Source organism: Pigmentiphaga sp. MLSB6-MA01, assembly GCF_058793475.1.
In genome coordinates, this window is record NZ_JBXAFV010000006.1 from 147,606 (window position 1) to 171,580 (window position 23,975).

At 66.9% G+C, this 23,975-nt stretch carries 22 protein-coding genes; 14 read left to right on the plus strand and 8 right to left on the minus strand.

All coding sequences use genetic code 11. The features are described from left to right. The first annotated feature begins 10 nt into the window (after window positions 1-10). Both AC1Q6E_RS12290 and AC1Q6E_RS12295 read left to right on the plus strand, forming a co-directional pair. Window positions 11-616 carry a TetR/AcrR family transcriptional regulator gene (locus AC1Q6E_RS12290; RefSeq protein ID WP_492572823.1) on the plus strand — a complete coding sequence of 202 codons (606 nt, stop codon included), beginning with the start codon at window positions 11-13 and terminating at the stop codon, window positions 614-616. A gap of 12 nt (window positions 617-628) precedes the next feature. Next, complete coding sequence (locus AC1Q6E_RS12295; RefSeq protein WP_492572824.1) at window positions 629-1,915, plus strand: MFS transporter; 1,287 nt, start codon at window positions 629-631, stop codon at window positions 1,913-1,915. Between the two features lie 10 nt (window positions 1,916-1,925). Here the strand turns inward: AC1Q6E_RS12295 and AC1Q6E_RS12300 are convergent, their stop codons facing one another. From AC1Q6E_RS12300 to AC1Q6E_RS12310, 3 genes are read right to left on the minus strand one after another with little or no spacing between them, the layout of a single operon-like run. Then, a complete protein-coding gene (locus tag AC1Q6E_RS12300; protein ID WP_152797631.1) occupies window positions 1,926-2,828 on the minus strand; it encodes an alpha/beta hydrolase in 903 nt (300 codons plus the stop codon). Continuing rightward, window positions 2,825-3,532, minus strand: a complete 708-nt coding sequence (locus tag AC1Q6E_RS12305; protein ID WP_492572825.1) for a TetR/AcrR family transcriptional regulator — start codon at window positions 3,530-3,532, stop codon at window positions 2,825-2,827. Before AC1Q6E_RS12305 ends, AC1Q6E_RS12300 begins: the two co-directional genes overlap by 4 nt. Window positions 3,533-3,564: 32 nt before the next feature. Beyond that, window positions 3,565-3,945 carry a RidA family protein gene (locus AC1Q6E_RS12310; RefSeq protein WP_492572826.1) on the minus strand — a complete coding sequence of 127 codons (381 nt, stop codon included), beginning with the start codon at window positions 3,943-3,945 and terminating at the stop codon, window positions 3,565-3,567. 172 nt (window positions 3,946-4,117) lie between these two features. Here AC1Q6E_RS12310 and AC1Q6E_RS12315 point away from each other — a divergent pair, with 172 nt between their 5' ends. The 5 genes from AC1Q6E_RS12315 to AC1Q6E_RS12335 all read left to right on the plus strand — a co-directional run bounded on the left by AC1Q6E_RS12315 (window position 4,118) and on the right by AC1Q6E_RS12335 (window position 9,804). Beyond that, complete coding sequence (locus tag AC1Q6E_RS12315; protein WP_492572827.1) at window positions 4,118-5,032, plus strand: ferritin-like domain-containing protein; 915 nt, start codon at window positions 4,118-4,120, stop codon at window positions 5,030-5,032. A gap of 86 nt (window positions 5,033-5,118) precedes the next feature. Then, window positions 5,119-6,093, plus strand: a complete 975-nt coding sequence (locus AC1Q6E_RS12320) for a Bug family tripartite tricarboxylate transporter substrate binding protein (RefSeq protein WP_152797635.1) — start codon at window positions 5,119-5,121, stop codon at window positions 6,091-6,093. Between the two features lie 192 nt (window positions 6,094-6,285). Further along, window positions 6,286-7,374 carry a TRAP transporter substrate-binding protein gene (locus AC1Q6E_RS12325; RefSeq protein WP_152797636.1) on the plus strand — a complete coding sequence of 363 codons (1,089 nt, stop codon included), beginning with the start codon at window positions 6,286-6,288 and terminating at the stop codon, window positions 7,372-7,374. Window positions 7,375-7,483: 109 nt separating this feature from the next. Further along, the gene (locus AC1Q6E_RS12330) at window positions 7,484-8,107 is read left to right on the plus strand and encodes a TRAP transporter small permease subunit (RefSeq protein WP_152797637.1); all 624 of its coding nucleotides are present in this window, start codon (window positions 7,484-7,486) and stop codon (window positions 8,105-8,107) included. 2 nt (window positions 8,108-8,109) lie between these two features. Beyond that, window positions 8,110-9,804 (plus strand): TRAP transporter large permease, encoded by a 1,695-nt coding sequence (locus AC1Q6E_RS12335; protein ID WP_296558783.1) that lies wholly within the window; start codon window positions 8,110-8,112, stop codon window positions 9,802-9,804. Here the strand turns inward: AC1Q6E_RS12335 and AC1Q6E_RS12340 are convergent. The 4 genes from AC1Q6E_RS12340 to AC1Q6E_RS12355 all read right to left on the minus strand — a co-directional run bounded on the left by AC1Q6E_RS12340 (window position 9,797) and on the right by AC1Q6E_RS12355 (window position 13,901). After that, window positions 9,797-10,552 (minus strand): IclR family transcriptional regulator, encoded by a 756-nt coding sequence (locus AC1Q6E_RS12340; RefSeq protein ID WP_296558761.1) that lies wholly within the window; start codon window positions 10,550-10,552, stop codon window positions 9,797-9,799. The two genes, AC1Q6E_RS12335 and AC1Q6E_RS12340, sit on opposite strands and share 8 nt — an antisense overlap. Before the next feature lie 95 nt (window positions 10,553-10,647). Next, window positions 10,648-11,865, minus strand: coding sequence for an alpha/beta fold hydrolase (locus tag AC1Q6E_RS12345; RefSeq protein WP_492572828.1), 1,218 nt, complete (start codon window positions 11,863-11,865; stop codon window positions 10,648-10,650). 34 nt (window positions 11,866-11,899) lie between these two features. Beyond that, window positions 11,900-12,418: a VOC family protein gene (locus AC1Q6E_RS12350; protein WP_152797641.1), complete on the minus strand. Its 519-nt coding sequence runs from the start codon at window positions 12,416-12,418 to the stop codon at window positions 11,900-11,902. A gap of 223 nt (window positions 12,419-12,641) precedes the next feature. Next, complete coding sequence (locus AC1Q6E_RS12355) at window positions 12,642-13,901, minus strand: flavin-dependent oxidoreductase (RefSeq protein ID WP_152797642.1); 1,260 nt, start codon at window positions 13,899-13,901, stop codon at window positions 12,642-12,644. Between the two features lie 124 nt (window positions 13,902-14,025). Here AC1Q6E_RS12355 and AC1Q6E_RS12360 point away from each other — a divergent pair, with 124 nt between their 5' ends. From AC1Q6E_RS12360 to AC1Q6E_RS12390, 7 genes are all read left to right on the plus strand, one after another. Further along, on the plus strand, window positions 14,026-14,928 hold the full coding sequence (locus AC1Q6E_RS12360; RefSeq protein WP_152797643.1) for a LysR family transcriptional regulator: 903 nt from the start codon (window positions 14,026-14,028) through the stop codon (window positions 14,926-14,928). A gap of 112 nt (window positions 14,929-15,040) precedes the next feature. After that, window positions 15,041-15,655, plus strand: coding sequence for a trimeric intracellular cation channel family protein (locus AC1Q6E_RS12365; protein ID WP_296558784.1), 615 nt, complete (start codon window positions 15,041-15,043; stop codon window positions 15,653-15,655). A gap of 13 nt (window positions 15,656-15,668) precedes the next feature. Then, complete coding sequence (locus tag AC1Q6E_RS12370; protein WP_152797645.1) at window positions 15,669-16,736, plus strand: AI-2E family transporter; 1,068 nt, start codon at window positions 15,669-15,671, stop codon at window positions 16,734-16,736. Between the two features lie 223 nt (window positions 16,737-16,959). Beyond that, on the plus strand, window positions 16,960-19,173 hold the full coding sequence (locus AC1Q6E_RS12375) for a DUF6351 family protein (RefSeq protein WP_492572829.1): 2,214 nt from the start codon (window positions 16,960-16,962) through the stop codon (window positions 19,171-19,173). A 13-nt stretch (window positions 19,174-19,186) separates the two neighbouring features. After that, window positions 19,187-20,161 carry a tripartite tricarboxylate transporter substrate-binding protein gene (locus AC1Q6E_RS12380; protein WP_296558770.1) on the plus strand — a complete coding sequence of 325 codons (975 nt, stop codon included), beginning with the start codon at window positions 19,187-19,189 and terminating at the stop codon, window positions 20,159-20,161. A gap of 88 nt (window positions 20,162-20,249) precedes the next feature. Then, the gene (locus AC1Q6E_RS12385; protein WP_296558771.1) at window positions 20,250-22,154 is read left to right on the plus strand and encodes a sensor histidine kinase; all 1,905 of its coding nucleotides are present in this window, start codon (window positions 20,250-20,252) and stop codon (window positions 22,152-22,154) included. Next, a complete protein-coding gene (locus tag AC1Q6E_RS12390) occupies window positions 22,147-23,490 on the plus strand; it encodes a sigma-54-dependent transcriptional regulator (protein ID WP_492572830.1) in 1,344 nt (447 codons plus the stop codon). The genes AC1Q6E_RS12385 and AC1Q6E_RS12390 overlap by 8 nt, the downstream gene beginning before the upstream one ends. On the opposite strand, the gene AC1Q6E_RS12395 is transcribed toward AC1Q6E_RS12390, so the two are convergent. Further along, window positions 23,477-23,938, minus strand: a complete 462-nt coding sequence (locus tag AC1Q6E_RS12395; protein WP_492572831.1) for an STN domain-containing protein — start codon at window positions 23,936-23,938, stop codon at window positions 23,477-23,479. The two genes, AC1Q6E_RS12390 and AC1Q6E_RS12395, sit on opposite strands and share 14 nt — an antisense overlap. Window positions 23,939-23,975 lie beyond the last annotated feature (37 nt).

Consider the following 23,975-nt stretch of genomic DNA (forward strand, 5'->3'; position numbering starts at 1 on the left):
GGAGGGCGGCATGCCCCGTGTATCGCGACAACAGACCGAAAAGAACCGCGCCGCCATCGAGGAAGCCTCGGCGCGCCTGATCCGGGAACAAGGGATCAAGGGGGTCAGCGTGGCCGACCTCATGGCGGCGGCCGGATTGACCCATGGCGGTTTCTACGGGCATTTCGAGTCCAAGGACGCGCTGGCCGCGGCCGCCTGCGCCAAGGCCTTCGCGCTATCGCTGGAACGCTGGCGGGAGCGGACCGCCCGCGCGGGCGATGCCGCCGCCGCGCTGCGCTTCATCGTCGAAGCCTATCTGTCGCGGCGGGCGCGCGACGACGCCGGCAACAGTTGTCCGGCGGCGTCGCTGGCGGTGGACGTGGCTCGCGAACCGTCCGACAGGCCGGTTCGCCAGAGCTATGTCGAGGGTATCCACGGGCTGGTCGATTCGCTGGCCGCGCTGCGCGACAGCGGCGACGAGGCCGCGGACCGCGAGCGCGCACTGGTCGAGCTGTCCCTGATGGTGGGCGCGCTGCTGATGGCGCGGGCCACGGCGGCGGACCCCATTTCCGAGCAGATCCTGGACGCGGCCCGCAGGCACCTGCTCCCCGAAGACGGTTCCCTTCCCACCCCCTGACAGGACCGCATCGTGTTCGCCCATCCCGTATCGCGCTGGCTGGCCCGGCGAGGCATCCACTTCTCCTGGGTCATGGTGGCGCTGGCCTTCCTGACCATGTTGTCGTCATCGGCGGCCTTGGGCCTGCCCGGCGCCTTCCTGCAACCGCTGTCCCGCGAGTTCGGCTGGAGCGTCGACCAGATCTCGTCCGCGCTGGCGGTGCGTTTCGCGCTGTTCGGCCTGATGGGGCCGTTCTCCGCCATCCTGATGGAGCGCTACGGCCTGCGCCGCATCATGTGCACGGCCATGGTCCTGGTGGCATCCGGGCTGCTGCTGGCCACGCGCATGTCCGAGGTCTGGCATCTGGTGGCCCTGTGGGGGCTGCTGCTGGGGTTCGGCACCGGCCTGACGGCCGTGGTGCTGGGCGCGGTGGTCGCCACGCGCTGGTTCGACCAGCGGCGCGGGCTGGTGCTGGGCCTGCTGACGGCCAGCGCCGCCACGGGGCAACTGGTGTTCCTGCCGGTCGCGGCGTGGCTGATCGAGCACGTGGGCTGGCGCATGGCGGTGGTGCCGGTGGTGGCGTGCTGCCTGGCCGTGGCCGTGCTGGCTTTCCTGCTGGTGCGCGACCGTCCGCGGGACCTCGGCCTCGCGCCCTATGGCGCGGATCCGCACGCTCCGGTGGCCGCGCCCGCCATGTCGCGCCCGTCGTTCCTGGCGCCGCTCCAGGTGCTGCGCGGCGTCTCCGGCAACCGGACATTCTGGGTATTGTTCGGCACCTTCTTCGTCTGCGGCCTGAGCACCAACGGCCTGATCCAGACGCACTTCATCTCGCTGTGCGGAGACTTCGGGCTGGCCGCGCTGCCGGCCGCCTCGGTGCTGGCGATGATGGGCGCGTTCGATTTCGTCGGCACCATCCTTTCGGGCTGGCTGTCCGACCGCTACGACAATCGCAAGCTGCTGTTCTGGTACTACGGCCTGCGCGGCCTGTCGCTGTTCTGGCTGCCGCACTCGGCGTTCACGCTGTATGGCCTGTCGCTGTTCGCGATGTTCTACGGCCTGGACTGGATCGCCACCGTGCCGCCCACGGTCAAGCTGGCGGCGGCCGAGTTCGGCAAGGAGAAGGCGGGCATGGTGTTCGGCTGGGTGTTCGCCGGCCACCAGGTTGGCGGCGCGATCGCCGCGTATGGCGCGGGGGTGGTCCGTACGCAGATGCTGACCTACACCCCGGCCTTGTATGCCGCTGGCGCGGCCTGTCTGGTGGCCGCGCTGATCGTCTTCCTGATCCGCCGGCCGGCGGCGCCCCGCCTCGCGCCGGCCTGACCCGCTGCCTTTACGCGGCGGCGCCGTGCCGCGCGAAGAAGCCGCACAGCTGGCGTCCCAGGAAATCTTCGCCCGTGTCGAAGTGGGCCATGATGGACATGTGGTTGTGGCGCGGCAGCATGAGGAACTGGTTCGCCCGGTGCCCGCATGCCCGCAGGCGGTGGAAGAACTCCGCGCCGTAGACGTCCAGCAGCGGGTTCTCGTATTCGGCGATCGCCACGAACAGCGGGATGGCGGTTGGCGTCGCCATGCTGACCGGGGACAGCGCCTCGTACCGGCTTTCGTCGTTGCCGAAGTACGCGCGGACCCCGGCGGCGTTGGGGTTGGCCGGCAGCGCATCGGCACGCAGCCGGCCCGACAGGATGGCCGCTGCCCGCAGTCCCTCGCCCCGATAAGGCAGTTGCGGGTCGAGGGCATGGTGGGCGACGTGCGTGCCGCCCGCGCTATGGCCGATCACGAACATCCTCTCGGGATCGCCGCCGTGCGCGGCGATGTTCGTCCGCATCCACGCCAGCGCGCGTCCCAGGTCTTCGGCGCCGCCGGGATAGGGCGCGCCGGGCGCGAGCCGGTATTCCAGGTTGACGCCCAGGTAGCCCTGCCGGGCGAACCAGGTGGGGACGTTCGCGTACACGCGCGGGGCAATGTCCTTGTCCCCCCGCACGTAGGCGCCGCCATGCATGAACACCACGACGGGCAGGGGGCCGGCGAAGGCTGCGTCGCGGTAGAGGTCCAGGACGTGGCGCGGGTCGGGCCCGTAGGCGAGGTTGCGCGTGCAGGCCGGGCCCGCCGCTGCCGTTGCTTCCAGCAGGGGCGCATAGGCCTCCAGCACCTGGTCCCGATGCGTCCGGATATCGTCGCCCCAGGCCGGGCCGATGCGCGCCAGCAGCGCGTCCACCGCCTGAGCCGCGTTCATAGGGCCGCCAGCCGCGGCTGGCGCGGATTCCTGGCGCTCGGCTCCGGGGGCGGGGCCAGCACCGCGCACATGACGAACTCGACCACGGCGCGCCAATGGTTGATCATCGACGCGGTGGTGTCGGCCTTGTCCTTGGGCCACAGCGTCCGGATGTTCGACGACACGTTGAAGAAATGCACGCAGGCGCCCATGATGTTGACGGCCGCATGGCCCGGGTCCTGCTGCCGGAACGAGCCGTCCGCCACGCCGCGTTCGAGGATGTCGGCCAGTGTCCGGTACAGCTTGCCGCCGTTGCGGTTGTAGAACGCGCCGTCGTTCTGGATGTTCTCCAGCGCGAACAGCGGGCCCAGGTGGGGCTTGGCGACCATCTGCTGCAGCAGTCTTTCCACGAAGGCATGCAGGGCGTCGACGGGGGGAAGCCTGCGCAGGGAACTGAAGTCCATCCCTTGTTCGCGATCCTGGAACACGCGGTCGAGCACCGCCTGGTACAGGGCCTCCTTGGTGTCGAAGTAGTAGTGGATCATCGCCTTGGTGACGCCGCTGCCCGCGGCGATTTCCTCGGTGCGGGTGCTGCGCAGTCCATCGCGGGCGAAGATCTTCTCGGCCGAATCGAGGATCGCGCTGCGGGTGGCGACGCTGTCGCGCACGGCCTTGCGCGGAGTGGGGGAGGCCTTCTGGCGGAGAGGCGAAGTGCGTGATGCCATGGAGCGGTCTTTGGAAGGGCGGCCGATGGCGTTCATAGTATCGCGACGGCTTCGATTTCGATCAGGCATCCGGGCGTGACGAGGGACGAGACCTGTACTGTCGAACTGGCGGGCAGGGGGTCGGCGAAGACTTCGCGCCGGATGGCGGAATAGTCCGCGTAGCCTTCCAGCGTCGTGAGGAACGCGGTGATCTTGACCACGTCGGCCAGCGAACCGCCCGCCTCGCGCAGCAGCGCGTCCATGTTGGCGAAGATCTCCCGGGCCTGCCGGCCGAGGTCGCCGGGATGGTGGGCGTGGTCCGGATCGGCCCGCGCCAGCTGGCCCGATACGAAGATCATGTGTTTGCCGCCGGCGACGTCCAGCGCCTGGGAATAAGGGCGGCCCGATGGCCCGATGGGGGTCTTGATGATCATGGCGGTCTCCTTGTTCGTTAAATAACTATCCGGTTGGTTAATTCTAAGCAGTGCGTCGCGGCGCTGTCAAAGTCAGTGTTGAAAGAATTGTCTTGACAGGCTTCGACCCCGGTTTCTAGACTGTTAACTAATCAGTTGGTTAGTTATGAAAACGGAATCACAAGGAGCCGAGATGTCAGCACAGCCATCGTCTTTCATGCCCGTAACCGGTTTTCCCGGAATTTCCGAACAGCGGTTTCCGCTGAACCTTGGCGAATCGCTGCCGCGGGTCGAACGCATCTGGACCGTCGCGAAGGGATCGAACTGGGATCCGGTCACGGACATCCCCTGGAACCAGCTGGACCTGGGCAAATACACAGAGGAAGAGCTGTACGCGGCCCGCGTCTTCTGGAGCCGCCGCGCCTGGAGCGAGTACACCGGCCTGGCCGAATCGCCTACCGTGCTGCTGCGGTTCGCCTTCGAGGGAGGGCGTCCCGGCATGATCAAGCTGGCCCTGGCGACCAAGTTCATGGACGAGGCCAAGCACATCGAGGCTTCCTACCTGATGGCGGAGAAGCTGGGTGGCTACCTGCCCGAACCGCCGGAAGGGGCCCCTCGCAAGCGGCTGGTGGCGGGCCTGCGCGAGCGGGGCATGAATCCCGACTACACCCCCGAGGCCGTGCTGGCATGCTGGCACTGTGTCAGCGAGTACTTCGCGGTCGAGATATTCCGCGTCCGTTATCACCATACGACCGATCCCGTCGCGCGGGCCGTCCTCGGCCGCATCCTGGCAGACGAGGTCCGCCATATCGGCATGGGCTGGGAGTACCTGGCGTATCGCCTGCCGCAGGTCTCGGACGCGGTCCGCGAGAACGTGAGGACGGCCATGATCGATGTCATCGAGAATATCGAACTGGGCGGGTTCCATTCGTCGTCGAACGTCAACGAGGAGCAGGATCTGTTCGCGCGGCTCGACCTCACGGTGGCCAAGGCCGGGCTGGGCGCGGCGCCTCCCGATGTCGAGCACGCGGCCTTCGTGTCCACGCTGGCCGAGATCCGGAGCAAGGCGGCCGGGCTGGGCATAGATCTGCCTGAATACACGTTGTGAACCGTGCCGGCCGGCTTGCGCCAGGCGCGGCCGGCCGGCGGCATCGCCGTCACGCGCGCCGTTCACCGGCTCTTGAGGATACGACCATGATTCGCACTCTATGCATGCAAGCGGCCATCGGGATTTCGATCACCTGTATGACCTTGCCCGTCGCGCGGGCGGAGCAGTACCCCGATCGGCCGATCCGGTTCATCGTGCCTTTCGCGCCGGGCGGCACCGCCGATGTGCTGACGCGGGCGCTGGCCCAGAAGCTCGGCCAGCGGCTGGGCCAGCCCGTCATCGTGGAGAACCGGCCGGGGGCCAGTACCGCGATCGGCGTCAAGCACGCCGCGACGGCCGCGCCCGATGGCTACACCATCCTGTATGGCGGCGTCAGCTCCCAGGTCATGAATCCGCTCATCAACCGGGTCGATTTCGATCCGGTCAAGGACTTCACGCCCATCTCGCTGGTGAACTCGCTGCCCCTCGTGCTGGTGGTCCATCCGTCCCTGCCCGCGGCGGACTTCGCCCAGTTCCTGGCGTTGGCGAAGTCGCGCGCCCAACCCATCACCTATGCGTCGGCCGGGGCGGGCACGTCCAATCACCTGGCGGGGGAACTGCTCAAGAGCGCCGCGCACATTCCGCTGCTGCACGTCCCGTACAAGAGCAGCGCTCCGGCCTTGAACGACCTCCTGGGCGGCCACGTCGACGCGATGTTCGACCTGGTGCTGACTTCGGCGCCGCAGGCGAAGCTGGGCAAGGTGCGCCCGCTCGCCATCACCAGCGCGCGGCGCAGCCCGTTGTTGCCCGACGTCCCTACCTTGCGGGAACTGGGGCTGCCCGAAGGCGAGGTCGATGTATGGACCGGCGTGTTCGGTCCCGCGGGCATGCCGCCCGCGATCGTGGCGCGCCTGCACGACGAGATCGCCGCCATTCTGCGGTTGCCGGAGGTCCAGCAGCAGTTCGCCTCGCTGGGTGCCCTGGCCGAACCCAGTACGCCGGAGCAACTGGGCGCGCTGCTGCGATCCGAGCTGGTGAAGTGGAAGCGGGTGGTCCGGGAAGCCAGGATAGGGGCCGATTGATCGGCGGAGGCGGGCGGATTCCCTTGCCGGTGAATCAGGGTTTCCCTTAGGAATGCAGCGCATGAGCCTCCCGTTATGATGTATTGCCCTTTCCTATGGGTGGCACTTGTTTTGCACCGGTTGCAGTCTCGTGACGCCTTATGACAGGACCGGTGCCGCCCGTGGGTTCCACACCACCCGGGAGACCCGCACATGCACCGCCGTTCCTTTCTGACCAAGGCAACCGTGGGCGCCGCCGCTGGCGGCGTGACGTTGGCAGCCCCTGTGTTCGCCCAGGACGCGCCCACCGTGACCTGGCGCCTTGCTTCCAGTTTTCCCCGCAGCGCCGACGCGATCTACAGCGGCGGCGAGGCCGTGGCCAAGTACGTGTCCGAGGCCACCGGCGGGAAGTTCACGATCCGGGCCTTTCCCGCCGGGGAAATCGTGCCCGCGCTGCAGGTGCTCGACAGCGTGCAGAACGGCACCATCGAATGCGGCCACAGCGCCTCTTATTACTACTACGGCAAGGACCCCACGCTCAGCTTCGACGCGGCGGTACCCTTCGGGCTCAACACGCGCCAGATGAACGCCTGGATGCGCCACGGCGACGGCCTCAAGCTGCTGCGCGAAGTCTTCAAGAAGTACAACGTCGTCAATTTCCCCTGCGGCTATACCGGCACGCAGATGGGCGGCTGGTTCCGCAAGGAGATCAAGTCGGTCGAGGACCTGAAGGGGCTGAAGTTCCGCGTCAGCGCATTCGCCGGCGCCGTGCTGTCTCGCCTGGGCGTGGTGCCGCAGCAGATCGCCGGCGGCGATATCTATCCGGCGCTGGAAAAGGGCACGATCGACGCGGCCGAATGGATAGGCCCCTACGATGACGAGAAGCTCGGTTTCCACAAGGTTGCCAAGAACTACTACTACCCAGGCTGGTGGGAAGGCACGCTGCAGGTGTCGCTGTATGTGAACCAGGACGCCTACAACAAGCTGCCCAAGCAGTACCAGGCCGTGCTGGACCAGGCGTGCGCCGCGGCCACCAACGACATGATCGCCAAGTACGACGCCGAGAATCCCGCGGCGCTGCGCCGGCTGATCTCGCAGGGCGCGCAGTTGCGGGCTTTTCCGAAACCGGTCATGGACGCCTGCTATGTCGAGGCCAACAAGCTCTACGCCGAGATGAGCGCCAAGAGCCCCGAGTTCAAGAAGGTCTATGACAGCATGGTTGCCTTCCGGAGCAATGTGCTGCCATGGTTCCGGGTGGCCGAGGGCAATTTCGACGGCTACATGTCCACCATCCGCAAGTAGGGGGTACCAGCGTGGCGCTACCTACCCGGTTCCCCGCCACGCTCCTGAAGCAGGAATCGTTCGCCTGGCCTCGCGCCAGGCGTTTTTCGTTCAGCATCGGTCTACAACCATGAATGCTCTCCTCGCTTTTTCGCGCCTCGTCGACAAGCTGAACCTGCTTGTCGGCAAGGCCGTCACCTGGCTGACCCTGGTCGTGGTGGTCGTCAGCGCGGGCAACGCCATTGTGCGCAAGGTCTTCCACACCAGTTCCAACGCCTGGCTCGAGCTGCAGTGGTATCTGTTCGGCGCCATCTTCCTGCTGGCGGCGGGCTATACCCTGTTGAAGAACGAACATGTGCGCGTGGACATCGTCGCGCAGAAGCTGTCGCAGCGTACGCAGATCTGGATCGAGATTCTCGGGGTCGTGTTCTTCCTGATGCCGGCGTGCGTGCTGATCATGTGGCTGTCCTGGCCGGTGTTCGTCGACTCCTTCGTGACCGGTGAGCAGTCCTCCAATTCGGGCGGGCTGGTGCGCTGGCCCGTCAAGCTGCTGATTCCGGCCGGCTTTTTCCTGCTGGTGCTGGCCGGGCTCTCGCACCTGATCAAGTGCGTGGCCTTCCTGATGGGCAGGGGACCCGACCCGCGCGAGCGGGAGCGGGGCAAGACCGCGGAGGAAGAACTGGCCGAGGAAATCGCCCGCGAGGCGCGGGCACGCGAGGCCGCCGCCCACGGCGGCACGCAGGGAGGCCGCTGATGATCGACTTCCTGATCGCGAACCTGGCACCGATCATGTTCGCCAACCTGGTACTTTTCCTGCTGCTGGGATTCCCGGTGGCGTTCGCGCTGGCCGCCAACGGCATGTTGTACGCGCTGATCGGCATCGAATTCGGCTTGCTGACGCCGGTACTGTTCCAGGCCCTGCCGCAACGGGTGTTCGGCATCATCGCCAACGATTCGCTGCTGGCCGTGCCTTTCTTCACCTTGATGGGGCTGGTGCTGGAGCGCTCAGGCATGGCGGAGGATCTGCTCGAGACCATCGGCCAGCTGTTCGGCTCGCTGCGCGGCGGGCTGGCCATCGCCGTGGTGTTCGTCGGCGCGATGCTGGCGGCCACCACGGGAGTCGTGTCGGCGTCGGTCATCTCCATGGGCCTGATCTCGCTGCCTATCATGCTGCGCTACGGCTATGACCGCAGGCTGGCCTCGGGCGTGATCGCGGCCTCGGGCACGTTGTCGCAGATCATCCCGCCGTCGCTGGTGCTGATCATCCTGGCCGACCAGCTGGGCCGGTCGATCGGCGACATGTACCGGGGCGCGATGCTGCCCGGCTTCCTGCTGGCCGGGGCCTATGTCGTGTATGTGGTGCTGGCGTCGCTGTTCCGGCCGGCCAGCGCGCCGGCCCTGCCCGAAGAGGCGCGGCGCTTCCAGGAGCCCAACGGGACGCGCGGCGGCCGCTCGCTGCTGGTGCTGATGCTTGTTTCGGCGGCGATCGCGGCGCTGGTCGGGGACTATCTCGAACACGGCACCGCGCCGGTGGACGAGCGCATCGTGCTGACCATGCTGATCTGGGGCGTGTCGGCCTTCGTCATCGCGGCGACCAACAAGGTGCTGCGGCTGGGGTGGCTGTCGGCGCTGGCCGAGCGGGTGACCTTCGTGATGATCCCGCCGCTGTTCCTGATCTTCCTGGTGCTGGGGACCATCTTCATCGGCGTGGCCACCCCCACCGAGGGGGGCGCGATGGGCGCGGTGGGGGCGATCGCGATGGCGCTCATCCGCAAGCGCCTGTCGCTGAATCTGCTCAAGCAGGCCATGGATACCACCACCAAGCTATCCTGCTTCGTCGTGTTCATCCTGATCGGTTCGACCGTGTTCGGCCTGACCTTCCGGGCCGTCAGCGGCGACCTGTGGGTCGAGCACCTGCTGACCTCGGTGCCGGGCGGCCAGTGGGGCTTCCTGATCGTCGTCAGCGTGCTGACCTTCGTGCTGGCCTTCTTCCTGGATTTCTTCGAGCTGGCCTTCATCATCGTGCCGCTGCTGGGACCGGTGGCCGAGAAGATGGGCATAGACCTGATCTGGTTCGGCGTGCTGCTGGCGGTCAACATGCAGACTTCCTTCATGCACCCGCCGTTCGGCTTCGCGCTGTTCTACCTGCGTTCGGTGGCGCCCAAGGAAGACTATCTGGACAAGGTCACGGGCAAGCGCATCGCCAAGGTCACCACCGGCCAGATCTACTGGGGATCGATCCCGTTCATCGTGATCCAGCTGCTGATGGTGGCCATCGTGATGCTGGTGCCGGGACTGGTCATGCACTACAAGGGCGACCAGGCCGTGGTGGATCCGGGCAGCGTCAAGATCGAGGTGGACAGCTCGTATGGCGAAAGCTACGGCGGAGGCGGCGCCTACGGGGAAGGCCAGGGGCAGGGCGGCCAGGACCCGAACGCCGATTTCAAGTAGCCCGTTGCGCCGCGGCGGCGATGGCCTGCGTCACCGTCGCGGCGCAGTGCCGCACCAGTTCGGCATAGCCTTCCTCGTTCACGAGTTTCTCGCGTTCTTTTTCGTATACCAGGGTGGTGGCGCCGACGACGTGGCGCCCATCGTTGAAGATGGGCGCCGCGATGCCGATGACGCCCGGGTCGATCTCCTCGCGCGAGACATAGTGCCCGTCCTTGCGTATGCGCTTGTAGTGCCGGGCGAAAGACGGCCAGTCGCCGGCGATGCCGAGCACGTCGGGATCGGCCTGGTGGCGCTCGTACAGCCGCTTCAGGCGCGATGTCTGGAGGTTGGCCAGGATCACCGCCGGTGCGGCGCCCTTGAACAGCGGCATCAGGTGGCCGCGGTCCAGGCTCATGGGGGCGGGTTCGCTCACGAGCTCATGGTGGCTGTGCACGATCTCGTCGCCGTAGATGTTGCACAGCACGACCGTCATGGCCGTGCGCTGGGCCAGTTCGCGCATGCTGGCGCGGCTGGCCAGCAGGATGGGCTCGGACCGCCGGATGCGGTAGTCGAGTTCGATGATCTTCGCGCCCAGCGCGTAGCGCCCGGCGATCTTCGCCAGCAGTCCGGTTTCGCACAACTGCTTGACGTAGCGGAAGGCGGTGGGCCGGGAAACTTCGAGCAGGTCGGCGATTTCCTCGGCCGCCAGCGTGGTCCTGGCTTCGGAGAACAGATCCAGGATCTGGAGGACTTTTGCGAACTGGGACATGTCGGGATCGATGGGTCTCGGTATTCGACGCGCCGGCCGTGCGGGCCGGCGCGTCGCAGCCATGATGGTAATCAATCCCGGCCCGGTTTGCCGGGTCAGCGCTCCCCGGAGGCGGGGGGGAGGGCCTCGAAGTCCGCGGAGATCTTGCGGCGGGTCCAGTCGACGATGGTCTCCATGCACTGCGCGAGTTGCCTGGGCTGCCCCAGGTAGTAGTGGGTCGCTCCCTGGATCTGAACGAGTTCCTTGTCCGGGGTGCCGAGCGCGGCGTGGATCAGGGGGTTGTGGGTGGCGGGCACGGCGTCGTCCGCCTCGTTCTCGATCTGCAGGACGGGAACCTGGCGTATCCGCGCCGCGTTCATGGGGCCCTTGATGTTGGAGTGATCGTAGGACCATTGCGACAGCCAGCTGCGCAGCGTGCTGAACCGGGCCAGGCCGGCGGGGCCGGAATTGACCACGCGCGGATCGCCCAGGTAGCACCAGTCCGGCTTGCGGCCATTGGGGTCGATCGCGGGATCGAGCCAGCGCACGTCGCACATGGTGCGATGGACCACGAAGCCGCGTTCCCGCTCGCCCGACGGCGAGCGCTTGAGCCGGTCCAGCGTATCGAGCACCCAGGCGCTGATGCGGCGATTGCGCGCCAGCTGCGCCGCCCGGAAGCGCGCCACGAAGTCTTGCGAGAAGGGCGGCCGGTTGGGGCAGTCGGGGGCGTAGATGTCGAGTTCGAGATCCCGGTCCTCGGGGTCCAGCTCGTTGCGGACCGAGGGATCCAGCCATTCGGTCAGGGTTTCCGGCCGGCTCAGGTGGGCGGCGATGAAGATGATGCCATCGGCCGGCGTGAGGCCGGCTTGCGTCAGGTCATAGGGGTCGCCCGCCGGCGTGTGCGTGATCGACGGCGTTTCGGCCTGGGCCTCGTAGAACAGCGACAGCGCGCCGCCGCCGGACCAGCCGACCAGCACCACCTTTTCGTAGCCCAGGTCTTCGCGCGCGTGGCGCATGTAGGCGCCCAGGTCGGCCGCCACCTTCTCCATGATCAACGCGGAGTCGTTCTTGGCGTAGCGGCTGCCGGCGCACAGCACGTGCATGCCCGACTCGGCCAGTGCCACGGGCATGGGCAGCAGTTGCAGTGTCGAGGTCGGATGCATGAACAGGAACACGACCTTGGATGGTACGTTGCGGGGCACCAGCCGCTGGCCTTCGAGCACGGTGTAGCCCTGGCTGCCGTTGAAGCCGTAGGTTTCCACCATCTCGACCGGCTCGCGGAATTGCAGGATGACGGGAATGCGGTCGAAGGAGTGCTTGGACGGCGTGGACATGACGCGGTTTCCTTGTGGGTTGCTGGGCTGGCGGTTAGCGGCTGGCGGCCAGGGGCCGGGTGCGGACCCAGTCCGCCAGTTCGGCGTGGGCCGAGGCCTTGAATTCGTCGAGCCGGGCGGCGGGCGCGGTGCGGGTGGTCAGTTCGAGCCGGATGCCGTTGGGGTCGAAGAAGTAGATGGACCTGACGAAACCGTGGTCCGTCACGCCCAGGACCTCGACGCCGGCCGCTTCCAGCCTGGCGCGGGCCGCGTGGAGCTCGGCCTCGGATTCGACCTGCAGCGCGATGTGGTTGACCCAGTCGGGGGTATTGGCGGAGGGCTCGGCCGCCTGGCCGTCGCCCAGGTCGAAGAAGGCCATGTAGGAACCGTCCCGCATCTCGAAGAAGATGTGGACGTACGGGCAGTATTCGCCGGTGCTGGGCACGTTGTCGGCCCGGATCACGTGCGCGAGCGGCAGGCCCAGCAGATCCTCGTAGAAGTGGCGGGTTTCTTCGGCGTCCCTGCACCGGTAGGCGAAGTGATGCAGACTTTGTATGGGAATGCGCGCTGCCATGATGTCTCCTTGCTCCACGTGCCGGCCTGTGCCGGATGGGGCGGTCGATGATGTGACGGAGATTGTCGGGTATTTTTTTAAAAGTATCAATATCAGATACTTTTATTTTAAATATTGGGTCAGGATTTCGATAAAATTTATCAATAATTTCGGTTTTTGCAAAAATAAAGCCGCTCAAGGCGGCTCCGGGAAAGGGGGCGGTCCGTCGCGGACCGCGACGGGGTCAGAGGAACGAAGGCCGGGCCTTCAGCGAGGCCGGGCTGTAGCCCGCCACCTTCTTGTAGTTGTCGGAGATGGCTTGCAGTTCGGCCTGCGAGACGATGGGGTCGAGCTGCTCGAAGCGCTTGCCGCCGGTGCGTTCGTAGACTTCGCGCAGGATGGCGTCGGGCGGATTCGTGCGGTTGGTCAGCACCACCTGCGTGGTCGCGGCGACCCGGACCTTGTCGTAGTCCCGCAGGGCTTCCGTGGTCAGGCCGCGCTGCTTCAACTGGCCCGCCAGATAGCGCGCGTCGATGATGGCCTGGCCCGCGCCGTTCGAGCCCCGCGGCACCATGGGATGGGCGGCGTCGCCCAGCAGCGTCAGGCGGCCCTGGGTCCAGGTGGGCAGCGGATCCTGGTCCACCATCGGGTACTCCAGGATGGAGTCCGAGGACCGGATCAGGGCGGGAACGTCCAGCCAGTCGAAATGCCAGTCCTCGAAGGCGGGCAGGAAGTCTTCCAGCCGGCCCGGCCGGCTCCAGTCGCGGATGGCCGGGTTGGGGTCGGTGATTTCCGCCACCCAGTTGATCAATTGGCCGCCCTTGCCGTCGACGTCGTTGCGGATGGGGTAGATCACCATCTTGCCCACGTCCAGCCAGCCCGCGCGCACCATGCTGGCCTCGCTCAGGAACGGTTGCCACACCGTGGTCCCGCGCCACATGTTGACGCCCGAATAGCGCGGCGCGCCTTCCTGCGGATAGAGCTGCTTGCGCAGGGCCGAATGCACGCCGTCGCAGGCGACCAGCAGGCGGGCCCGCACGTCGGGCAGGCGCTCGCCCTCGGGCGAGACGAAGTGCGCGGTGATCGATTCGTCATCCTGCGTGGCGCCGGTACAGCGCTGGCCGCAGACCACGGCGTCCGGGCCCAGGCGCTGCCTGACGGCGTCGAACAGCACGGTCTGCAGGTCGCCCCGGTGGATCGAGTATTGCGGCCAGTCGAAGCCGGCGGCCAGGCCCGCGGCCTCGCGGAACACGAACTGGCCGTGCTCGTTGAAGAAGATGGATTCGCGCGTGCGCACGCCCACCTTGTCCAGTTCCGGCAGCAGCCCCAGTTCGGACAGCTCGCGCGCCGCGTGAGGCAGGACGTTGATGCCCACGCCCAGGGGCCGCAGTTCGGGCACCGCCTCATAGATGCGGCAGGCGATGCCGGCCTGGTGGAGACTCAGGGCCAGCGTCAGTCCGCCTATCCCGGCGCCGATGATGACCACGTCCTCTTTGCTGCTCATGTTCGCACCCTCGTGAAGAATTTTCTCGCGCGGATCCCGTTCTGGGGCCGCCGGTGCTGGTATTAAGCGCCAGAACGTACTATTTTTGAAGTTTAGATATGATATGAATACATATTAGAGTTTTATGAATCTCTCATTGCGCCAGTTGCAGGTGTTCCTGCACGTCGCGCGGATCGGCAATTTCACCCGTGCCGCCGAGAAGGCCCACATGACGCAGGCCGGGCTCAGCATCATGATCCGCGAGATGGAAAAGCAGCTCGATTGCCGCCTGTTCGACCGCACGACCCGCATGGTGGTGCTGACCGATGCCGGCCGCGACCTGCTGCCGGTGGCGCAGCGGGTGGTGGGCGACCTGGAAGAGGTGGTGTCCAAGCTGGGCGTGGCCGGCCGGCGTGCGCGGCAGACGCTGCGCATCGCGGCCACGCCGCTGATTTCTTCCAACATCCTGCCCCGGGTGTTCCAGTTGTTCAAGGGGTCCCATCCCTACGTCGAGCTGCGCCTGGTCGATACCGATCTGCAGCAGGTGGAGGCGCTGGTCGCCGGTGGCGAGGCCGACATCGGCCTGGGGTTTTTTTTCAAGCAGCTGGCGGGGCTGGACCGGGCCCCGGTGGGCCAGTTCCGGTTGATGCGCGTTGCGCCCACCGAGGGAGCGCCCGGCCGGCCGGTGGGAACCGCCGCCTGGGCCAGCCTGCGCGACGTGCCGCTGATCGGCCTGCCCGCCGCCAATCCCATCCAGCGCCTGATCGAGCCGCACCTGGAGAAGATCGGGCGCGGCAACGAGGACCGTCCCAGCTTCAACTTCTTCGAGACTCTGATCTCCATGGTGGAGGCCGGACTGGGCACGGCCGTCATCCCCACCTTCGCGCTGGTGGCCTGCCACCGGCACCGGGTGGCGACCGACCTGCTGACCAAGCCGGCGGTCAGCCTGGACCTCTATCAGGTGACGCGGCGGGGTTTCAAGGTGCCGCCCGTGATGGAGGACTTCCGCGCGACCCTGATGGCGGCGCTGCCGGCCGTCGGCGGGTAGGCCGGGCCGTCCGGCTCGGGCGGCCCGGCGGATGCGATAATCCGCCAGGTTCGCGCGTCTGTTCTCCGGCGCGCAGGAAAAAGGAGACGGCCGACCGGCCCCGCTTATGTTGCTGCAAGTGATTTATCTGGTCGCGATCACGGCCGAGGCCGCCTCGGGCGCGATCATGGGCATGAGACGGCGCATGGACCTGTTCGGGGTCTGCGTGGTCGGCACGGTCACGGCCCTGGGAGGCGGCTCGATCCGCGACGTACTGCTGGGCCACTACCCGCTGGGCTGGGTGGCCCATCCCGAATATCTGTTCTTCACCGTGGGCGCGGCCCTGGCCGCGGCGTTCCTGGTCCGGTACATGCACCGGGTGCGCATGGCCTTCCTGCTGCTGGACGCGCTGGGCCTGGTCGCTTTCGCCGTCATCGGCTGCGACGTGGCCGAGGCGGCCGGCGCGCACCCGGCCATCGTGGTGCTGATGGGCATGGTCACGGGCATCTGCGGCGGCCTGCTGCGCGACATACTCTGCAACCAGGTGCCGCTGGTCCTGCGCCGCGACCTCTACGCCTCGGTCGCGCTGGCGACCGGCACGCTGTATGTGCTGTTGCAGCGCTACGGCGTCGGGCACGATCACGCCACGGCCATCGCGCTGGTCACCGGTTTCCTGTTCCGCATGGTGGCGATCCGCTGGAGCCTGACCCTGCCCGTCTTCACGACCCGAACGCCTCCCGAACATTGAAGGAACATCCTCGATGAGCCAGACCTCTTTGCAATACCGCACCTTCCTGCTCCTGCTGGTATTGGTCACGCTGGCGTTCGGCTGGCTGCTGTGGCCGTTTTTCGGCGCCGTGTTCTGGGGGGCCATCCTGGCCATCATCTTCTTCCCCTTGCAGCGGCGGCTGGTGACGGCCTTCGGCGGCCGCAACAACCTGGCGGCGCTGGCCACGCTGGCGGTGTGCGTGCTCATCGTGATCATTCCCGTCTCGCTCATCGCGGGCACCATCGTCAGCCAGGGCGCGGGGTTCTACGAGCAGATCAAGGCCGGCGACATCGATTTCCGCGGCTACCTCGACCAGGCCATGGCGGCCCTGCCGCCCACGGCGCGCAGCCTGCTGGAGAAGTTCGGCATGGTGGACGTGAACAGCATCCAGAGCAAGCTGGCCGAGGTGGCGACGCGGGGCAGCCAGTTCTTCGCCACCCAGGCGTTGAACATCGGCCAGAACACCTTCCAGTTCGTCATCAGCCTGGGCGTCATGCTGTACCTGCTGTTCTTCCTGCTGCGCGACGGCCCGGACCTGTCCGCGCGTATCCGCCAGGCCCTGCCGCTGACGGAAGAGCACAAGCGCCACCTGTTCCGCAAGTTCATCGCCGTCGTGCGGGCCACGGTCAAGGGCAACATCGTGGTGGCCATCACCCAGGGCATGCTGGGCGGTTTGATCTTCTGGATCCTGGGCATCAAGGGTGCGCTGCTGTGGAGCGTCGTGATGGCCTTCCTGTCGCTGCTGCCGGCGGTGGGGGCGGGACTGATCTGGGGGCCGGTCGCCATCTACTTCATCCTGTCCGGCGATACGTTGCAGGGGATCATCCTGACGTTGTACGGCATCCTGGTGATCGGCCTGGTCGACAACGTGCTGCGCCCCATCCTGGTCGGCAAGGACACCCGCATGCCGGACTACGTGATCCTGATCTCGACCCTGGGCGGCATGGCGCTGTTCGGCATCAACGGTTTCGTGATCGGGCCGCTCATCGCCGCGCTGTTCATGGCGGTCTGGGACCTGTTCTCGTCGATGGACGATCCCCCTCCCGCGGACGAGACCTGATCCGGCTTCGCCGGCCGTTGCGGAATTCCGGAACGGCCGGCGGCCCGCATGGCGGAATCCTGGCCGCGCCTGCCGTCCCCGCCTCTGGGCCCTATCCAAAAACGCCAATGAAAACAGGCTCTTGCCGCGATATCGCGCGTCAGGGCCGCGTTGGCACGAGTGTTGCTCATCCTCCGTCGCGGTAACGAGAAGATTCAAAAACACGCGATAGGAGGAGGCAGGAATGGGACCCCAAGAGAAATGCGGGCGGCATGCGCGCGCCCGGGGATATGGCGTGGGCCGGCTGGCCCTGGCGACGGGAGCCGCCGCGGTGCTGGCAGCCGCTTGCGGCGGCGACGGAGGTGACGGCGGATCGCCGGGCGGTCCGCCGCCCGCGCCGGCCCTCAAGCTGAGCACGGTGTCCTCGCTGCCGGACTACGTCACCGGCGATGACGCGCTGGTGCGGCTGGAAGTGCCGGCCGGCGTCAGTGGCACGCCGGTGGTCATGCTGGAGAAGAGCGATGTGTCGCGCGCCTTCACCCAGGCCGGTGACGGGACCTGGCAGGGGCTGGTGCGCGGCATGGCGCTGGGCAAGAACACCCTGCGAGCCCAGGTGGGGGAGTCGACCGCCACGCTGGAAATCACGAATTACCCCATCACGGGGCCGATGATCTCCGGTCCGCACCAGAAGCCCTTCCTGTGCACGACGACGAGCTTCGGCCGGCTGGGTGGCGGCACCCTGGACGGCCCGTTCGGCGAGAACTGTTCCACCAACACGCGGGTCGACTATTTCTACCGGAACAAGTCCGGCGGCAACAGCCGCTGGAACACGCCCACGGTCTATCCGGCCGACATGGCCACCATCACCATCGACGAGGGCAAGCCGACCGAGCGCACGGTGCCGTACCTCGTGCGGCTGGAGACGGGCACCATCAACCGCGGCATCTACCAGTCGGCCATGCTGCATGATCCGCTCAGCGACGGCGAGATCGGCCCGAACAAACGCTCCAAGGCCTGGAACGGCAAGCTGATGTATCCGCTGGGAGGCGGCTGCCAGGGCGGCTGGTACACGCAGGGCGCGACCTTCGGCACCCTGATCGTCGACGAGTGGATGAAGCAGGGCTATGCGGCCGTCACGTCCACGCTGAACATCTTCGGCTCGAACTGCAACGACCTGCTGTCGTCCGAGACCGTGGCGATGACCAAGGAGCGCTTCATCGAGGCCTACGGCGTGCCGGTCTACACGATAGGCACCGGCGGCTCGGGCGGCGCCTACCAGAGCTTCCAGACGTCCGACAACTATCCAGGCCTGTTCGACGGCATCATCGTGAACATGGTGTTCCCGGACGTGACCTCGGCCACGCTGTTCAAGGTCTTCGATTCCCGGCTGCTGAACAACTACTTCAACCGCGCGGGCGGGCTGGCCTACACCGACGAGAAGAAGAAGGCGATCTCCGGCTACCTGCAGGTCGGCAACATCGCCAACATGAGCGGCAGCGCCGGCCGGCTGGATCCGGTGGTCTCGTTCCCGGCGGGCTTCCAGGAAAGCCTGAAGTACCACCCCGTCAACAATCCCGGCGGCAGCCGGGCGACCGTGTATGACCACACGGTGAACGTCTATGGCAAGGACAGCCGGGGTTTCGCGCTGCGCCCGATCGACAACGTCGGCGTGCAGTACGGCCTGAAGGCGCTGAACGACGGCGCCATCACGGTGGACGAGTTCCTGGACCTGAACGCCAACATCGGCGGATTGGACGTGGACCTGAAGCCCATGGCGGCGCGCACGGCCGGCGATATCGACGCCATCCGCCGCGCCTACCAGTCCGGCCGCATCACCCATGGCGGAGGCGGCCTGGCCTCGACCGCCATCCTGGAGAACCGCGACTATTTCGATAACGCGGTGAACGGCGACATCCACAACAAGATCCACTCGTACTCGGTGCGCGAGCGCCTGAAGGCCGCCAACGGGCATTTCGACAATCACGTCATGCTCGGACCCGGCCCGGTGGGCGACAACCTGCTGCAGCTCATGGACCAGTGGCTGATGGGCGTGGTGAGCGACACCTCCGACCAGTCCAGGCCGCGCAAGGTCGTCTCGCACAAGCCCGCGGGGCTGGCCGATGCCTGCTGGGACAGTGGCGGCAACAAGATCGTCGAACCGTCCACGGCCTATGGCGAAGGGCGCTGCAACCAGCTCTATCCGGCGGGTACCACGCCGCGCCTGGTCGCTGGTGGGCCGCTGGCCGACAACATCGTCAAGTGCCAGCTCAAGGCAGTTGATCCGGCCGACTACAAGGCCACGCTGAACGCCGGGCAACTGGAGCGCGTGCGCCAGATCTTCCCCGGCGGCGTGTGCGACTGGAGCAAGCCCGGGGTGGAGCAGCAGCCGCTCAAGGGCACGTGGCTCTCGTTCGGCCCTTCCACCAAGAACCAGTTGTTCGACGTTACCCGTCCTTGAAAGGAGGCAAGACATGAAGTTTCTTTCCACACTATCGCTCGGTGTCCTGGCTGCGCTGGCAGCGCCGCTCCAGGCACAGGACTTCCCGGGCAGCGCGCCCATCGTCGCCGTCGTGCCGTTCGCCGCCGGGGGTCCCACCGACAAGGTGGCGCGCGACGTGACGGCCGTCATGGCCAGGCACCTGAAAGGCCAGATCGTGATCGAGAACGTCGGCGGCGCGGGCGGCACCATCGGCGCCAAGAAGGTGGCCACCGCGCGCAACGACGGCCATACGGTGCTGATCCACCATATCGGCATGTCCACCGCGCCGGCCTTGTATCGCCAACTGGGCTTCGATCCGCTCAAGGACTTCGAGATGATCGGCGAGATCGCCGACGTGCCCATGGTGCTCCTGGGCACCCGGAGCCTGCCGCCGGACAGCTTCAAGGACCTGCTGCCCTACATCAAGGCCAATTCGAGCAAGCTGTTCCTGGCGAATGCCGGCATCGGATCCGCCTCGCACCTGTGCGGCCTGTTGTTCATGAGCACGATCGGCACGCAACTGGGCACGGTCCCCTACAAGGGGACGGCGCCGGCGCTGACCGATCTCATCGGCGGGCAGGTGAACCTGATGTGCGACCAGACCACCAACGTCGCCGGGCAGATCAAGGCCGGCGTGGTGAAACCCTATGTCGCGATGCAGTCCGCGCGCATCGATGCCTTCAAGGATATCCCCGCCGCGTCCGAGCAGGGGCTGCCGGGCATCGAGGTCAAGATCTGGCATGCGATGTACGCGCCCAAGGGCACGCCGCCGGCCGTGGTGGAGAAGCTGTCGGCGGCGTTGCAGGCGGCGGTCCAGGACCCGACGTTCCGCGGCAAGATGGCGGAGCTGGGGGCGCAGGCGGCGACCGCCGACCGGGCCAGGCCCGAATCGCTGCGCAAGCATCTCGGCAGTGAGATCGACAAGTGGACGCCCATCATCCGGGCGGCGGGAGTCTACGCCGATTGACCGGAGGGGCTTGCGCCATTGCGTGGCGCAAGCCCCGATGTCTTTCCTGGCGTGCCTGGGATAAATTGCGGACACTAGAACGATAATCATGGATGGGGACTTGAGCGTCAGCCCGCCTGCCCGCGGTTTTTCCAAGCGCCGCCTGGTGTGGGGCGGCGCCTGTCTGTTCGCCGCCGCGCTGGCGGTGATGCTGGCATACATCTGGGGCGAGCGTACCGGCATCCAGGCCTTGCGCCAGGGGGTGGAACACAGGCTGGACATCTACGCCGGCGGCGTGCAGAGCGAACTGACCCGCTACGACTACCTGCCGGGCATCCTGTCCCTGAACAAGGACGTCACCGCGCTTCTGCAGGAGCCCGGCAATCCCGAGCGGATCGCCCGGGTCAACCTGTACCTGGAGACCGTCAACCGCAAGGCCGGATCTTCCGAGATCTACGTGATGAACATGGAGGGGCTGACGCTGGCCGCCAGCAACTGGAATCGTCCGCCCAGCTTCGTCGGCCGCAATTTCTCGTACCGGCCCTACTTCATCGACGCGGCGAAGGGGCTGTCGGGCCGTTTCTACGGCATCGGCACCGTCAGCCAGTCGCCGGGCTACTACTTCTCCTACGGCATCTACCACGATGGCAGGATGCTGGGCGTGGCGGCGTTGAAGGTCGACCTGGACAAGCTCGACGATGCCTGGCTGCGCGCCGACGAGAAAGTGGTGGTGGTGGACGAGAACGGCGTGATCTTCCTGACTTCGGTGCCGGGCTGGAAATTCAAGACGCTCGCGCCGCTGGCGCAGCATACGCTGCAGAAACTGGCGGTGACCCGCCAATATCATCGTGCCGGGTCGCTGGAGCCGCTGGGCATGACCGAGGTCGGCAACCTGCAGGGCGACGTGCGCATCGTGCAGTTCACCAGCGAGGCGGCGCGCGACGGCGAAGGCGGCAATTTCCTGCTGCCGTCCTATCTGGTCCAGAGCCGCCAGATACCGGGCACGCAATGGAAGCTGATGGCCTTGTCCAACATGGCGCCCATCCATGCGCGCGCCCGCAATGTGGCCATCGCCGTGGCGCTGGCCATGGGGTTCCTGGCCATCCTGGGCCTGTATCTCCAGCAGCGGCGGCGCGCCATCGCCCAGAGCCTGGCCGCCCGGGCGGCCTTGCAGCGCGCGCACGACGAACTCGAGCGCAAGGTCGCCGCGCGCACGCAGGCCTTGAGCAATGCCAATCGCCACCTGCAGACCGAGATCGCCGAGCGGCGGCGGGCCGAGGAGGTGCTGAAGTCCACCATGGACGAACTGGTGCAGGCTGGCAAGATGGCAGCGCTGGGCCAGATGGCCGCGGGCATCACGCATGAGCTGAACCAGCCGCTCGCGGCGCTGCGCACGCTGGCGGACAATGCGGCGGTGCTGCTGCAGCGCGGCCGCCAGGGCGACGCGGAGGAAAACCTGACCATGATCGGCCAGTTGACCGCCCGCATGGGCAAGATCACCGGCCAGTTGAAAAAATTCGCGCGCAAATCCCCGGCCCTGCTCAGGCCGACGTCGATCGCGGTGGCCGTGGCCGATGCCTGTTTCCTGCTGGAGCAGCGGCTGCGGCAGGAGCAGGTCGAGCTGCGGCTCAGCGTGCCGGAAGATGCCTGCGCCTATTGCGACGGCAACCGGCTGGAACAGATCCTGGTCAACCTGCTGGGCAACGCCATCGACGCGATGGCGCGCAGCGACCAGCGGCGCCTGGACATCTCGGTCGAGGCAGCCAGGGGCTGGGTCGTCATTTCCGTACGGGACAGCGGTCCTGGTATTCCGGACGACGTGATGCGCCGGTTGTTCGAGCCCTTCTTCACGACCAAGGAGCAGGGGGTGGGGCTGGGCCTGGGGCTGGCGATTTCGGCGGGCATCGTGCGCGATTTCGGCGGCAGCCTGCGCGCCTACAACCGGGAGGGGGGTGGGGCGGAATTCGTGCTGCAACTGCGGCCGGCGAAGTTGGAGGAGACGGTGGATGCATGAAGAATTGACAGTGTTGTTCGTCGAAGACGATCCGGCGGTCAGGCTGGGTGGCAAGCAGGCGCTGCAACTGGCCGGCCTCGACGTCAAGGCGTTCGAGTCGGCCGAGCAGGCGCTCAAGCACCTCGCGCCCGGGTTTCCCGGCGTGCTGGTGACGGATGTCAAGATGTCCGGCATGGACGGGATGGCGCTGCTGCGCCAGGCGTTGGAGATCGATCCCTGCCTCCCGGTGATCCTGGTGACCGGGCATGGCGATATTTCGATGGCGGTGCAGGCCATGCGTCTCGGGGCCTACGACTTCATCGAGAAACCCTTTTCGTCAGAGCATCTGAGCGAGGTCGTGCAGCGGGCATTGGAGAAACGAGGGCTGACGCTGGAGGTGCAGTCGCTGCGGCGGCAATTGGACAATCGCATTGCCATCGAGCGCGCGCTGCTGGGCCGGTCGCCGGCCATGGTGGCCTTGAGGAAGGTCGTGCAGGACCTGGCCGACACCGATGCCGACGTGCTGGTGGTGGGCGAAACAGGCACGGGCAAGGAGCTGGTGGCCCGTTGCCTGCACGATCACAGCAGCCGGCGCGATCGCCACTTCTCGGCCCTGAACTGCGGCGGCATGCCCGAGACGCTGTTCGAGAGCGAGGTGTTCGGCCATGAGGCCGGCGCGTTCACGGGCGCGGCCAAACGGCGCATCGGCAAGATCGAGTACGCCGCGGGAGGCACGCTGTTCCTGGACGAAATCGAGACCATGCCGGCGGTGCTGCAGGTCAAGCTGCTGCGTACCTTGCAGGAGCGGGTGTTCGAGCGGCTGGGGTCGAACGAACCGCAGCCCATGGATTGCCGCGTCGTGGCCGCCACCAAGAGCGATCTGTTGGCGGAGTCGGAGCGGGGCACGTTCCGGCCGGACCTCTATTACCGGCTGAGCGTGGCGGTGCTGGAAATTCCGCCGCTGCGCGAGCGGCGCGAGGACATCCCGCTGTTGTTCGAGCATTTCATCCTGCAGGCGGCCCTGCGCTACGGGCGCGAGGCGCCGATGCTCTCGGGTTCCCAGTTGCAGTCGCTGATGGCGCACCACTGGCCGGGCAACGTGCGCGAGTTGCGCAACGTGGCGGACCGGTTCGTGCTGGGCCTGGCCAAGGACGGCCTGGCGGGCGCCGCGGCCAGCGTCAGGCGCTCGCTCGAGGAGCAGATGACCAGTTTCGAACGGCTGTTGATCGAGGACGCGCTGAAGAACTGTTCAGGCCGCACGGCGGCGGCCAGCGAAATGCTGGGCCTGCCGCGCAAGACGCTCTATGACAAGATGCACAGGCTGGGCCTGAGCACCGACGATTTCAAGCAGGGATGAGCGCGCCCACCAGCCGCGGCCCGCTGGGCGGCTTCCTGCCCGCCGAGGCCGGCGGCTCGGGGGTCAGCACATAGCGTCCGTTTTCCTGGGCGGCGGTATAGCCCGTGCCGCGCAGCAGGATATCCAGCCCATCCTGGATCGTATGGCGGCCGGTCAGCCCGGGGGTCGTCAGGCCGGCCACCAGCGCCGGGTCGAACGACAGGCGTATGCCCGCCTGGCGGGCGTACTTTTCGAGCGCCGGGCGCAGGTCGCCACTGGAAATGGCGAAATCCTGGCGGTGTTCGGCCGAGGCCGTCGGGCCGGGCTGCGCGTGCGGCATGCCCGGCAGCGCGAGCAGCCAGGCGAACGACAGCGCCGCCGGCACCGCGACCATCAACAGCTTGCCCGGAACGCGAAAGCTCCGCCGTTTGGCGTGGCGGGGCCGTAGGGGAATCACTTGGCACGTCATACGAGTCTCCTGTCGCAGGACTTCGCCATGGCGCGAC